A 13,648-nucleotide genomic window follows, 5' to 3' on the forward strand; every position below is an offset into this window, starting at 1 on the left:
CTTTTCAGGTATCTGTAAAGTTAGGGCACCTCCGGCTTCCGCCACTGTAGCGATGGGCAAGATGAACCGCGAGACGCCACCTGGGATACTCCCTGTCGAAAAGCTCCTCTTCCCGGGGATTGGAAAAAACTTCGTACTGCAGGGGGATATCCCGCAGTTCATCTTCGCTGCTCCACCAGAGGGCACCCAGGCCTGCCATACAGGCTGCCCCGACGCTGCTGAGTTCCAGTTCAGGGGAACGCAGAACAGGAATGCCACAGGAAGCGGACAACAGCCGCATGAGAATCGTCGAACGGCTGACGCCTCCATCGACCTTCAGCTGCCTGACCTCTACCCCAAGATCCTTTTCTATACCCTGAATAATCTCACGAACCCGGAAGGCGATTCCTTCATACATGGCCCGGGCAATCTGGGAGCGCTTTGTTCCCAGGCCCAGACCGAACACGGCGCAGCGCATTCCCGAACGGAAATAGGGGAATCGTATACCCAGGGGTGTGGGAAGAAAGATAACCCCGCCGGAATCAGCAGCCTCTTCCGCCAGGGCATCGAGCTCCTCGGGAGAATCGGCAAAACCGATTTCCGAAGAGAGCCAGTTGATGAGTGTACCTACCGAGGCTACCTGCCCTTCCAGCATGTAGGTTACCTTTCCCTGTATGGACCATGCGATAAGAGGAAAAAGGCCCCGGGGCGAAAAGCGCGGTCTGGACCCGACATTAATCGTCACAAAGCTCCCTGATCCCTTGGAGACCTTCACCTCTCCGGGATCAAAACAGCGGTGACCGAAGAGGGCCGCCATCTGGTCGCCCACAAGAGCCTTTACAGGGGCTTGAACCCCAACAAAGACCTCGGGATCCGTGGTACCAAAATCGTCAATGCTGTCCCGTACAGGGGGAAGGATGCTGACGGGAATGTCAAAAAGCCAGCAGAACAGGCGGTTCCACTTGAGCTTGAACGGATTGTAGAGTCCGGTGGCCGCCGCATTTGAGGTATCCGTAACCCATTGCCGTCCTCCGCTCATACGATAGAGAAGCCAGGTATCCAGGGTTCCGAAGCGCAGGCTTCCGTCCCTGCAGGCTTCCCGGATGGCGGGGTTCCGGTCAAGAAGTGCCTTCAGCCGGCAGGAAACATGGACAGTGGTAAAACGCAACATGGAAGCGGTACGAAGAAAGGCATTTCCGGAAATCCGCCCGGCAATACCCGCGGCCAGACGGATTATCCGCCAGACCAGAGACCGGTTCATGCCGGCAGCCGTTTCCATCGAACGCACATCCGACCAGGAGATCAGCTTTGTTACAGGTTTTCCGGTACCTTCCTCCCACAGGCAAAAGGTGGCCCGCTGCACGGTCACCGCAACCGCATCCGGCTGCCCCAGATCAGGATGCTCCCGGAAAAGACCTTCTGTTGCTTCCAGAACGATAGTCCAGACGGTTTCCGGGTCAAACTCAACCGCTCCGTCAGGGCCCGGCAGGGGAGAGAGCTTCCGGCGGAACATGGCGAAGGCCTGGCCGTCGGTATTCACTGCGGTGGCCCGAATACCGGAACCTCCTGCATCAATTGTCAGAATCCAGCGGAAATCCCGCCTGGAGTCGGTACTGTCCATTCCGCAATAATAGCAGAGCCCTGCAAGGCGGGCAATTGTCATTTTTCATACCTTTTGATTTGCCTTCGGGAATCCCAAAAGCTACAATCAGAAAAGAGGTTAAACATGAGCCACGAGAAAATCCCCCTTGGAATAAGTACCTGCCTGCTTGGATACAATGTCCGCTACAACGGCGGTCACAAGAAGGACCGTTTCATTCTGCAGACCCTGGGAGACTATTTTGACTATGTTCCCGTATGTCCCGAGGTGGAGTGCGGAATGCCGATACCCCGGGAATCCATGCGCCTGGAGGGGGAACCCGACGATTACCGGCTCATCACTCATAAGACGAAGGAGGACAAGACAGGGCAAATGATGAGGTGGGGCCGGAAACGGCTCAGGGAACTGGAGGAAAAAGACCTGTGCGGTTATATATTCAAGAGCAAATCCCCGTCCTCCGGTCTTTTCAGGGTGAAGATATACGCTCCGGAGGGACATCATGTCTGGAATACCGGCACCGGGATCTGGGCCGGAATGTTCCGGGACCATTTCCCGCTCCTTCCGCTGGAGGAGGACGGCCGTCTCCATGATCCTGCGCTGCGGGAAAACTTCATCGAAAGGGTCTTTGTTTTTAAACGCTGGAGAGACTTTGCAAAGAAAAAAACCGGCTACGGAGAGCTGGTGGATTTCCATACCCGCCATAAGCTCCTTATCATGAGCCACGATGTCGAGGCGTATCGCAGAATGGGGAAACTGGTGGCGGAAGGTAGAAACCGGAACTTCGATGAGCTTCTTGACGAGTATCTGGGAATGCTGCTGTCGGCAATGACAAAACTGGGGACCATAAGGAAACACATTAACGTTCTTCAGCACATCCTGGGATACTTTAAAAAGCAGCTCAGTTCCGACGAGAAGCAGGAGTTCCTGCAAATTCTGGACCAGTACCGGCAGAGTCATTTTCCCCTGATTGTACCGGTAACCATGCTGAATCATTTTGTACGGAAATACGGGAACGAGTACCTGGAAAAACAGTGGTACCTGAATCCCCACCCCACGGAAATGAAGCTCAGAACCCATGTTTAGCGTGCCGTTCCCCTAGAGTTTCAGCTTTTCCGTGCCCTTGAGTTCGTCCCGCAGATGAAGGGCGAACTGTTTGATGAAGGCGAACTTCCTCCGCATAATCTTGCGTGCCCCCAGGGTGGAAAGGCGCTGCTCCTGTTTCTTGAAGAAACCGTACTCATTTCTTTCCAGAAGCTTCAACACCTGGGCATAATAGTCGTAGCGCTCCCGGTCTGCCTGGTGGGAAATCATGAAAATCGACATGGCCCCAAGTTCATCAAGAATGTCCGAGTCCTTGAGAATGGCATAGGGAAGCTTCTTTTCCTTACCGTCTTTTTTCTGGTGGGTCAGGATAAGAGAAAGAAGGGTTTTTACATTCAGCCTGGCTGTAATGTGGCTTTTGTTCCGACAGAAATTCTCGACAATTCCGGCACCGGTTTTGGCATGCCGTCGCCGGTCATCCAGGGACCCGATATCGTGCATCAGGGCCGCCGCACGGATCATAAGGGCTTCGCTCTCCGACAGGCCCCCTTCCAGCTCGATCAGTTCTTTCGCGTAGGATTCCACCCGCAGGGAATGGGAAACGATATACTGCCAGGAGTCCTTCCAGGGATACCCCCGTTTCTCGGATGTAGACTTTCCCCGCAGGTAAGAGACCAGGAACTCTCTGAACTCCCTGAGTATGGCCTCGCTTTCGTCCTCTTTTACATCCATAGGGCAATGGCTCCCGTAATGCCGAAACTCAGCATGATTACCAGCACCCCAAGGGGTGTCGTTCTCCTGAACCGATCCTCCCCGTCAGGTACGTTCTCCGAAGGAAACAGATCCAGGAGGATCCCGTCTATATCCGAGAAGAAGCTGCGTCGGTGAATCTTCCGTTTATGGCTGTAGAGACTTTCAAAATAGTAGAAACTGCGCCCCAGCAGTCTTCCGAACCTGCCTGGCAGTTTGAGGTCCCGGGAAACGGAAAAGAGGGAAACAAAAACCAGTCCGCTGATGGTGATTCCCTTCGTCAGTCCGGCGATAAGGGCCCCCCGGGTAATATCGAAACCTCCCGGAGAATAGAGTACCTCGCCCCAGGGAGTAAGCAGATTAAAAAGAGCTATGGAAGAGGTCAGGATAATGAAATAAGAGAATTTTATCCTTTTTCCTGCAGCTCTCGCCATCAGGGCAAAAAGGATTACCATGGCAAACCGGGGCAGCAGGCCCTGGATAAACAGAAAGGAGAGAAGAAGCAGCAAACCCCACACAAAGCGATGGCCCGGTTTCACGATGGCGGAGATGTGATCATTCCTGGGCATAGAGCCTCCTCAGCTTGGCGTGCCACCTGGAACGTTCAACAAAACCTTCGGCGATCAGCCCGATAAGCAGTCCGCTGACCGTACCGATGCCAAGAAAAAGGGGAGCTATCATGACGGCATTCTTTCCGAAGATAAAATAGATGGATAGCAGAACCTGCACCGCGTTGCTGGTCAGTGAGCCGACGAGGCTGACCCCCACCAGAGAAAGGAACCTGCCGCTGATGCGGGAAACCGCATACATTACCAGTACACTCGAGTAGGACCCCGCCACGGAAAAGATGAATACGTAGGAGGCGAGGGTTCCGTTTATAAGTCCCTGCCCCGCGACCTTTACCAGGGTCAGAAGCATGAGGTAGGGGAAGGGCAGCAGATGAAGAGAAACCAGTATCGGCAGATTGGCGAGTCCCAGACGCATGAAGGGGATCGGCTTGGGGAACAGATATTCCACCGTCGACAGGAAGAGACACAGGGCCCCCAGGAAGGCGACCAGATCGATCCGTTGTTTGTGCAGATCAGAATGCAAGTCCATCAACCTCTCCCTCCTGTTTTCCTTCTATGCGGACCAGAACCCTGTTCGGCAGACAGGCGATAAAGGTGCCCGGGGCGGATATCTGCCCCGCAGCGATGCAGACCTTCTGGGTACACGGAGAATCACTAACCCATACAGCACCGTCATGTATAAGGACATGGGTATGGCCGAGGGGGCCCTCGACTTCCACCTCGATATCGGCATCCAGGGGGTATACCCAGCTTTCATCTTCTCCTTCAATCCTGACAATCGGAGTCCCGCCGCGATCGCCCAGGGACTGCAGGGTTAAAAGAACAACAAGGATTATGGATACCAGCAATACGATCCAGTCGCCCGGACGCAGGGATAATCGAAACATGGCTTAGACTACCCCGATGGGCGGGTAACTGGTCAAGAGAATACCCGGGTATCCGACAAAGGAAGGGCTATTGAAATCCGGGCTCCCCCGTTTTTCCCCTCATCCGCCCAGATGCGTCCGCCATGAAGCTGCATGATCCTCCTGGCAATGGCAAGCCCCAGCCCGGCTCCGCCGGCTTCCCGGTTACGGCTGGAGTCAAGACGAAAGAAGCGCTGAAAAATCTGCTCCCGGTACTCCTCAGGGATACCCGCCCCTGAGTCATCGACACGCAGTACTGCTTCATTCCCGACTTTTTCAGAATATATATCGATGCGTCCACCGTCGGGAACGACCTTCAGGGCATTGGCGACAAGATTACGGATTACCTGAATGATCTTCTGGGGATCTCCGAAGACTTCCATACCCTCAGTATCCGGGATTTGAATGCTGACCTTCCGGGGAAGAGCCTGTACCAGAAAAGGCTCAGCCGCTTCTCTTGCGAGTTCTTCAAGAGAACAGTTCTGCCGGATAAGCCTGATCTGACCACCCTCTGCAGCAGCGAGTTCCCCCAGCTCACTGATAAGCCGTGACATGAGCTCCGTCTCACGGTAGAGGCTCTCGATCCGTTTCCGGTCGGGGGTATACACTCCTTCAAGGATCATCTCAAGTTCACCCTGCAGCACAGCAACCGGAGTCCGCAGCTCGTGAGCTGAATCACTGATAATCCGCCGCTTCCACTCTTCCGAGGATTCAAGGGAGGAAGCCATGGTGTTGAACTGATCGATAAGCTCGCCGAGTTCATCGGATCTATGGATGTTGATTCTGGCATGCAGATTACCTTGGGCAATGGACCTGGAAGCAGCCGCCAGGGCTTCCACCGGGGATGCAATTCGCCGGAACAGCACGGCTCCGAGAAAAACCGCCACAATTGCAACAGACAGGGAGGATACGAGGACCGAGCGGACCACGAGTCCAAGAAACTCGTTATCCCGGTCATCCAGGGCGGGTACAATCATGCTGCCGACAAAGACCCTTCCCACCGTCCGGCTGCCAATCATAACCGGAGTGCCGTGCTGAATCTCAAAATCCTGTATATCCCTGGTGGTAAAAAAACCGTGGGTATCAGCGTATACCTGTCCATCCTCTCCCAGCACCAGCACCGGCGGGACCATTCGGGGCATCATCCTGGAATGATCCATCATTCTGCGGCTTGGGGGCATCCCGTATCCGGAGGGCAGACGGAGGATCTCCGAAATTCCGATCAATGTGCCGTTCTGACGATAATAATCTTCCGCAAGCAGGGCCATCTGATCCGCCAGCAGCTTATCCTCCTGCCGCACCATGCGGGTATACGCCTTGTGGGTGGAAAAGGCGACGATGGCAATATTGACGGCGGCACCGAGAAAAATAATCAGGGCGAAGAAGGCCAGAAAGGTATAGAAGAGTCTATGCTTCATTGATCCCGGCCCCCGGAAGTTCGTTGGAAATTTCCAGCTTGTAGCCGACTCCCCATACTGTCTGAATATAACGTGGATGTCGTGAATCCGGCTCCAGGACCTTTCTCAAGTTTTTTATATGCACATCAATGGTCCGTTCATAGCCCTCCCAGGGATCATCCTGGATTATTCTCAGTAGATCCATTCGGGTAAACACCCGTCCAGGAGATTCAAGCATGCCTTTCAGCAGATCAAACTGGAGAGAGGTCAAATCCACCCGTTTTCCGTCGACATCTACACGGCGAGATTCAGGATCCACCTGCAGACCATGATACATCAGGGGTGCGTTCTTCCCGTTCCCTGCACGGACCTCGGCCATTCCTACCCTGCGTAGTTGTGCCCGTACCCTTGCGGCTAGTTCCTTGAAACTGAAGGGTTTTGTAACATAATCATCAGCGCCGGTATCCAGTCCAATGAGCTTGTCCTGTTCCTCTACCCTGGCGGTCAGAATGATGATCGGGATAGAGGACAACTCCCGGATGCGTCGGGTAACGTCTATTCCGTCCATCCTGGGCATCATTACATCAAGTATGGCTATATCGGGCCCTTCCCTGTGGAAGAGTTTCATGGCTTCCACCCCGTCGAAGGCAGAAACCACGCGATACCCCAGGGATGCAAAATAATCGAGCATCATGCGGTTGAGTTTTTTCTCGTCCTCCGCCACCAGGATACAGGCATTTTCCTCCACACGTGTCCTCCTGCTTTTTATTATATAACGCAGATATGAACAAAATGTGAAGGACAAACCCGGAGAAGACGATCAGGCGTCGCGTACAGTATCCCAGTCAATCTCCGCGGAATAGCCAAGGCGATGAACAATTTCTTTTATCCGTTCCAGCGAACCCGCATTGCCGCCATAGCTCACGGATATTTCACCTTTACTTGCGTCAACATTGACATCTGCAACACCCTGAACCTTTCGGCCGGCATGTTCTATGGTAAAAACACAGGAAGCGCAGGTAGCACCGCTCAGTTTGAGTTTAGCCTGCTTGGTGTTGGTTCGTTCCAGATCGTTTTTCATATGATTAAAATACTAAGATTTATCTCCAGTGAAAACACTCTTTTTTCGAATTACACCTCTGCGGATTCTGCGCAGTTATTCCTCCCACATTCACGCCCTACGCCAGGATAACCTACACATACTGAGGCACAGGTACCCGAACCACGCAGCGGGCGCTGAAAAGAGAAGGCATAGCTGTCGCAGCACAGGTGATCAGCCCGGTTTATACCTCTGCGAACTCTGCGCGGACATTCTTTCTCGTTCACACGCTATCCGAACTATCCAATGCTTCATGAGTCACAGGCACCGGAACCACGCAGAGGACGCTGAGAGGAGAAGGCATAGCTTTCGCAGCGCAGGTGATCAGCCCGGTTTATACCTCTGCGGATTCTTCGCGAACATTTCTCCTCCTTTTCACACTACACTACAATAACCAACGCTTCATGAGGCACAGGTACCCGAACCACGCAGCGGGCGCTGAGAAAAGGGGGCACAGCTGTCGCAGCGCAAGTGATCAGCCCGGTTTATACCTCTGCGAACTCTGCGCGGACATTCTTTCTCGTTCACACGCTATCCGGACTATCCAACGCTTCATGAGTCACAGGTACCGGAAAATCCACGCAGAGGACGCTGAGAAGAGGGGGCACAGCTGTCGCAGCGCAGGTGATCAGCCCGGTTTATACCTCTGCGAACTCTGCGCGGACATCCCTCCTCCTTTTCACACTACACTACAATAACCAACGCTTCATGAGGCACAGGCACCGGAACCACGCAGAGGACGCTGAGAAGAGAAGGCATAGCTGTCGCAGCACAGGTGATCAGCCCTACGTATACCACGATACCTTTGGCTATTTTTCCCGTTTTGTGTATATTATCCCTGCATTCACAGAAACTACCGGGAGCAGACCTGTCATGATTCATCCTAAACAAGCCGAACTTGCCCGTCTTCTTGTTACCCACTCCGTTGCACTGAAAAAAGGGGAGAAATGCCTGATCCAGAGCCATGACGTCCCGGAGGAGATGATCGAAGCCCTTATAAACGAAATCTACGAAGTCGGAGCCTATCCTGTGCTCGATTATCGCCGCGCGCGGCTGCAACGGGCACTGCTTAAAGGCGCATCCGTGGAGAGCCTTACAAATCTCGCGGAGATAGAAGCCTTCCGCATGAAAAAGATGGACGCTTTTATCGGTATCCGGGGTTACGACAATCCCAGGGAAACCGGCGATCTCCCGGAATCCCAGAGCCAGCTTGAAATGACCCACCTGATGAAACCGGTGCATCATGAAATACGGGTTCCCGGAACCAAATGGGTGGTATTGCGCTACCCGACCCCAGGGATGGCCGCCATGGCGCAAACCTCCACCAGCAGCTTTGAGGATTTCTATTTTGCCGTGACTACGCAAGTCGATTATGCTGCAATGGCAAAGGCGATGGAACCGGCCAGGGAGTTCCTGGAGAAAACGAAAAAGGTCCATATCACCGGCCCCGGCACCGACCTCAGGTTCTCCATCGAATCAATTCCGGTTGTTCCCTGCTTCGGGGAACGGAATATTCCCGACGGTGAAATCTATACCGCGCCGGTACGGGACACTGTCGAGGGGACAATCAGTTATAACGCGCCTTCCAGCTTTTTCGGTCACACCTACCAAAACATCCGATTCAGTTTTGAAAAGGGAAGGATTATCGAGGCCGCTTCCGACGATACCGGCAAGCTGAACGCCATACTCGATACCGATGAAGGCTCCCGGTATATCGGTGAATTCGCCCTGGGCTGTAATCCCCGGATTCTGGAACCGATGGACGAAACGCTCTTCGATGAAAAGATCGCCGGTTCCTTTCATTTTACGCCGGGAAACGCGTATACAGAAGCGGACAACGGAAACCGCAGCGCCATCCACTGGGACCTGGTCTGCATTCAGCGCCCGGAGTACGGGGGAGGAGAGATCAGCATGGACGGTCAGCTCATCCGCAAGGACGGGATTTTCGTCCACCCCGCCTTTGAAGCTTTGAATCCAAAGCACCTGACCCGCTGAGAACAGGACAATACCGGAGGTTCAGCATGATTCCGGAGATACCCGCCCATTATCTCAGGATTCTCGGACTTCCGGATAATCCCGACAGTGCCGACATTAAGCGGGCTTATCATCAGGCGGCCAGATCCAACCACCCTGACCTGTTTCCGGACAGTGAGCATCAAAAACAGGAACTCGCCATGATGCGTATCAACGAAGCATACATGGCGCTTACAGCCCTGTTTTACATCAGGGGGCAGGCTGAAAGCAAACCGTCCTCCAATTCCCCTCCGGCGGCAGCCCCTCCTTCACCGGAAGAAAAACTCCCCGGCCCCTTGAAGAATCCCGATTACGTATACTACAAACGGGGCATTGAAAACTACAGAGCCGGACAGCGCAGATTTTTCGACCGGAAAAATGCCGCCGGAAGACCGCAGCACTTCGTCCCTGACAGTCAGCTCCTCAATCTCGCCATATCTGCACTGCGTCATTTTCAAAAATCTTATGCCTGTTTTTACCAGGTTGTTTCAGAATATCCCGACAGCATCTGGGTACGGGACAGCAAATTCCACCTTTGGCGCCTCGAACAGTACAACCGTGTTTACACCCGGATCTGCAGACAGCTTGCTTCACGAGTTGCGGCGAAGCAGGAACAGCAGGGAGATCCGGGACTTGCAGAACCCTTCACGGAGGGATAAGCTGTCCCGTAAATGAACAGACAGTACCCCCAATTCATGTATCTCTCTTCGGAATTCCGGGACCCCGAAACAGCCAGATACCATATTCTTCCGGTCCCCTTCGATGCAACCAGTACCTTCCGCAAGGGGGCGGATCTTGGTCCTTCCACCCTGCTGGAAGTCTCCAATCAACTGGAAGAATACGACATTGAAACCGGCAGCATCCCCTGCAGAGCGGGCATTTATGTAGAAGAACCTGTCTCCGCCCAGGAGCCGGAGGAGCTCCCGGACAGGGTACAGCAACGTACCCGCAGAATCCTGGAGGCCGGAAAAATCCCCATTATCCTTGGAGGAGAGCACAGCGTCAGTGTCGGATCGGCCTGGGCTGCGGCAGAATACTTCGACGATCTGACGGTTGTGCAGCTTGATGCCCACAGTGATCTGCGGCAGAGCTATCACGGCTCGCCTTTCAACCACGCCTGCGTCATGGCCCGAATCCGTGAGAAGAGTCCGATTCTTCAGGCCGGAATCCGCAGCATGGACATCTCTGAGCTTGAGTTTGTCGACCCGGACCGCATATTCTACGCCCATCAGATACATGAAGATCCGGAATGGATTTCGAGGCTCTGTTCCAGACTCAGTGCCCGTACATATCTGACCATCGACCTGGACGCCTTTGACCCGTCGATTCTTCCTTCCACCGGCACACCTCAGCCCGGAGGTCTGGACTGGTATACCGTACTCAGGCTGATACGATGCATTGCAGAAAAAAGCCGGCTGGTCGGGTTCGATATCGTCGAACTCTGCCCCGACGGAAGCCACGCATCTCCCATGCTGGCGGCAACGCTTCTATATAAAACAATCGCCTACATCGAGACTGCAGCAGAGAAATGAGTATACGAATCCTCGCCTGCGGAGTCTTTCGTACAGACCTGAAAAAAATCCTGGGGACGAATCAATCCGATATTGCGATAAGCTTTCTCGAGGGGGGGCTTCACAGCGAACCGAACAAACTGAGGGAAGCCCTGCAGAGAGCCATCGATGAAGAGCATGCAGCCTCCAGGATAATCCTGCTCTACGGCCTCTGCGGTACCGGTACTTCCGGACTGCATGCCCGCAGTATCCCGCTGATCATTCCCCGGGTACACGACTGTATCAGCCTCTTCCTGGGTTCTTCCGCCGCATATACCAGGCAGTTCCGCCACATTCCGGGTACCTACTATATCTCCGCGGGATGGTATGAGGAACAGGTCCAGCCCAGGGGATCAAAACCCGGCGGGGACGACAGGGACCCTTCCCAGGAGGCCATCAGGCTCGATATTTCCCGGGATAAACCGGAAGACCTGGTGGAGAAATACGGTCGGGAAAATGCCGAAGCTATACTCGATGTAACTCACTCCTGGAAAAAAAACTACAAGCGGGCTGTTTTTATCGATACCGGAAGCGGAGACCGGGATAAATACCGCAAGCATGTCCAGACTATAGGTCAAAAGTTCAATTGGAAGACCGAAACCATCGCCGGTTCCACCAGGCTCATGGAAAGAGCCCTGAAGGCAGAGACAGGCGATGATGAGATCCTTGTCGTTGAACCCGGTGAGCTTACCTATTTCGATGTTGCCGCGGGCAGACTGAACGCCGGAAAACCTGAAGAGGCGGGCCTCGGTTACTCCCCGCAGCGTCGCAGCTGGACTATCCCGGGCAGCCGAGGAACAAGCCACCGGCAGCGACGAATCGGTCTCGGCATCGACGCCGGAGGAACGTACACAGACGCGGTACTCTTCGATCTGCAGACGGAATCGGTACTGGCAAAAACCAAGGCCCTTACGACACCCTGGGATTATACCGAGGGTATCGACAAGGCTCTGGAGCAGCTTCCTGCAGAGACCCTTATCCGAACGGAGATAGTCTCGGTATCCACGACCCTTGCCACAAACGCCATCGTGGAAAACAACCGGCAGGCTGTAGGACTGCTGTTAATGCCCCTGTCCGATTCCGTGGCCGAAGAGATAGAACACCGCCCCCTGCAGCTGATACGCGGGAGGGTTAACATCTCCGGAGAGGTACAGGAAGAGATCGACGAGACGGAGATACGAAAAACAGCCCGGGAGATGGTGCGGAACCACGGGGTACGGGCCTTCGCGGTCTCAGGGTACGGCGGAACCGTCAACCCGGTGCATGAAAAGACTGTCGCCGGAATTCTGAGGGATGAGACAGGACTCATGGTCTGTGCGGGACATGAATTATCGGGTCAGCTGGATTTTACCGTCCGGGCTGCGACCGCAGTGCTGAATGCCGGCATCATTCCCCACCTGGAGACCTTCTTTCATGCCGTTGAAGACCGGCTCAGGTTCCGCCATATCGACGCACCGGTCCTCTTCGTACGGGGCGATGGTTTCCTCATGAATGCCTCCTATGCCATGGAACACCCTATAGAAACGGCACTCTCCGGACCCGCCGCGAGCATAGCAGGTGCGCGATACCTTACCGGCTGCGACGAAGCCTGTATTATCGATGTGGGGGGAACAACTTCTGACATCGCCTATGTGGAAAACGGCTCCGTGGAGACAGATCCCGACGGTGCCATGATCGGAAATCACCGCACCCATGTGCGGGCCGTCGACATGGTTACCCTGGGTATCGGAGGAGACAGCGAGGTAGTATTCGACAGAGGTGATATCCGGGTCGGTCCCAGGCGGGTAAGCCCCCTCTGCAGGCTCGGCAGGGAGGGTGAGGATCTCCTTAAGAGACTTGCATCCAGGATCGATGATTTCAGCGCCTCCAGCAGCGCTGCCCTGATATGCCGCTTCACGGGAAAACAGCCCCCCTTCCCGCTCAACCGGATGGAGAAGGAGGCCCTGGATTCCCTGATAAACGGTCCTCTGTCCGTGCTGGAACTGGCCGAGAAAATCCTCCTTGGGCACTGGCGCTTTCTCAAACTGGACCGCCTTCTTTCGGTACGCTCCATAGAAATCCTGGGACTCACACCTACAGACCTTCTGCATGTGGAGGAACGGCTTGTCCTGGGTTCAAAGGAATCCGCCCGTCTGGGACTGAAACTCCACGCCCGTCTCTCAGGTCTCCCGGAAGCTGAGTATGCCCGCCTGGTCTGGGGGCAGGCTGAAAGAAGCATCAGTGCCGGAGTCATGGCAAAAATGCTCGAGCTCAGCCCGGGGGATCCCGCCGTAGAGCTTCTTGTAAGCGGTGGTTCCAGGCGGGTCAGGCTTTCAGCGAAGCCGGCGGCACCGCTTGTCGGACTGGGTGCGGCGGCCCCCTTTCTGCTGGGAGGAATCCAGCGCAGCCTTGATCAGGAAGCTCTGATTCCGGAGAATGCCGATGTGGCCAACGCGATCGGGGCGGTGACTTCATCGGTGCAGGCTCTGGCAAGGGCTTCAATAGTCCCCGCCGCGCCTGAAGGCTATCGTCTTACCGGTACCGATGATACGATCTATTCGGAATTAAGCCAGGCGGAAAGCGTTCTGGAAGCACGGCTTCTGGAGCAGGTCCGCCGGAGGGCATTCGCGGCAGGGACCAGCGAAACAGAGGTCAGACTTTCGGTATGGGACAGGGTAGCCCGCAGTGCGACGGGTGAACCTATTCTGCTTGAACGCTGCATGGAAGCGGAGATACGAGGCTTACCGGACAACTTTTAGAGCTGCC

General features: G+C 54.7%; 13 protein-coding genes. 5 read left to right on the forward strand and 8 right to left on the reverse strand.

The window, feature by feature from the left end; translation table 11 throughout:
- Nucleotides 1-4: 4 nt before the first annotated feature.
- Entirely contained in the window at nucleotides 5-1,642 is a 1,638-nt protein-coding gene (locus B4O97_RS02105) for an FGGY family carbohydrate kinase (protein ID WP_083047849.1), read from the reverse strand.
- Nucleotides 1,643-1,705: 63 nt separating this feature from the next.
- On the opposite strand from B4O97_RS02105, the gene B4O97_RS02110 reads away from it, so the two are divergent.
- Nucleotides 1,706-2,662 carry a YbgA family protein gene (locus B4O97_RS02110; RefSeq protein ID WP_083047851.1) on the forward strand — a complete coding sequence of 319 codons (957 nt, stop codon included), beginning with the start codon at nucleotides 1,706-1,708 and terminating at the stop codon, nucleotides 2,660-2,662.
- 12 nt (nucleotides 2,663-2,674) lie between these two features.
- Here B4O97_RS02110 and B4O97_RS02115 read toward each other — a convergent pair whose 3' ends face one another.
- The 7 genes from B4O97_RS02115 to B4O97_RS02145 form a co-directional block, all read right to left on the reverse strand.
- Nucleotides 2,675-3,352 carry an HD domain-containing protein gene (locus B4O97_RS02115; RefSeq protein WP_083047853.1) on the reverse strand — a complete coding sequence of 226 codons (678 nt, stop codon included), beginning with the start codon at nucleotides 3,350-3,352 and terminating at the stop codon, nucleotides 2,675-2,677.
- Nucleotides 3,343-3,939 carry a hypothetical protein gene (locus tag B4O97_RS02120; RefSeq protein ID WP_083047855.1) on the reverse strand — a complete coding sequence of 199 codons (597 nt, stop codon included), beginning with the start codon at nucleotides 3,937-3,939 and terminating at the stop codon, nucleotides 3,343-3,345. The genes B4O97_RS02115 and B4O97_RS02120 overlap by 10 nt, the downstream gene beginning before the upstream one ends.
- Nucleotides 3,926-4,468 carry a Gx transporter family protein gene (locus B4O97_RS02125; protein WP_083047857.1) on the reverse strand — a complete coding sequence of 181 codons (543 nt, stop codon included), beginning with the start codon at nucleotides 4,466-4,468 and terminating at the stop codon, nucleotides 3,926-3,928. Before B4O97_RS02125 ends, B4O97_RS02120 begins: the two co-directional genes overlap by 14 nt.
- A complete protein-coding gene (locus B4O97_RS02130; protein ID WP_083047859.1) occupies nucleotides 4,452-4,826 on the reverse strand; it encodes a NusG domain II-containing protein in 375 nt (124 codons plus the stop codon). The genes B4O97_RS02125 and B4O97_RS02130 overlap by 17 nt, the downstream gene beginning before the upstream one ends.
- A gap of 32 nt (nucleotides 4,827-4,858) precedes the next feature.
- Nucleotides 4,859-6,262 (reverse strand): sensor histidine kinase, encoded by a 1,404-nt coding sequence (locus B4O97_RS02135; protein ID WP_083047861.1) that lies wholly within the window; start codon nucleotides 6,260-6,262, stop codon nucleotides 4,859-4,861.
- On the reverse strand, nucleotides 6,252-6,989 hold the full coding sequence (locus B4O97_RS02140) for a response regulator transcription factor (protein ID WP_198946998.1): 738 nt from the start codon (nucleotides 6,987-6,989) through the stop codon (nucleotides 6,252-6,254). Before B4O97_RS02140 ends, B4O97_RS02135 begins: the two co-directional genes overlap by 11 nt.
- A gap of 72 nt (nucleotides 6,990-7,061) precedes the next feature.
- Nucleotides 7,062-7,322 (reverse strand): heavy-metal-associated domain-containing protein, encoded by a 261-nt coding sequence (locus B4O97_RS02145; protein WP_083047863.1) that lies wholly within the window; start codon nucleotides 7,320-7,322, stop codon nucleotides 7,062-7,064.
- Between the two features lie 891 nt (nucleotides 7,323-8,213).
- Between B4O97_RS02145 and B4O97_RS02150 the strand changes: the two genes are divergently transcribed.
- Genes B4O97_RS02150 through B4O97_RS02165 form a run of 4 tightly spaced genes read left to right on the forward strand, consistent with a single transcriptional unit; the run spans nucleotide 8,214 to nucleotide 13,641 of the window.
- Nucleotides 8,214-9,335, forward strand: coding sequence for an aminopeptidase (locus B4O97_RS02150; RefSeq protein ID WP_083047864.1), 1,122 nt, complete (start codon nucleotides 8,214-8,216; stop codon nucleotides 9,333-9,335).
- A 26-nt stretch (nucleotides 9,336-9,361) separates the two neighbouring features.
- Nucleotides 9,362-10,012: a DnaJ domain-containing protein gene (locus B4O97_RS02155; protein ID WP_083047866.1), complete on the forward strand. Its 651-nt coding sequence runs from the start codon at nucleotides 9,362-9,364 to the stop codon at nucleotides 10,010-10,012.
- Between the two features lie 12 nt (nucleotides 10,013-10,024).
- Entirely contained in the window at nucleotides 10,025-10,885 is an 861-nt protein-coding gene (gene speB, locus B4O97_RS02160) for an agmatinase (RefSeq protein ID WP_198946999.1), read from the forward strand.
- Complete coding sequence (locus B4O97_RS02165; RefSeq protein ID WP_083047868.1) at nucleotides 10,882-13,641, forward strand: DUF1638 domain-containing protein; 2,760 nt, start codon at nucleotides 10,882-10,884, stop codon at nucleotides 13,639-13,641. The genes speB and B4O97_RS02165 overlap by 4 nt, the downstream gene beginning before the upstream one ends.
- Nucleotides 13,642-13,648 lie beyond the last annotated feature (7 nt).

This window comes from Marispirochaeta aestuarii (assembly GCF_002087085.1).
GTDB lineage: Bacteria > Spirochaetota > Spirochaetia > JC444 > Marispirochaetaceae > Marispirochaeta > Marispirochaeta aestuarii.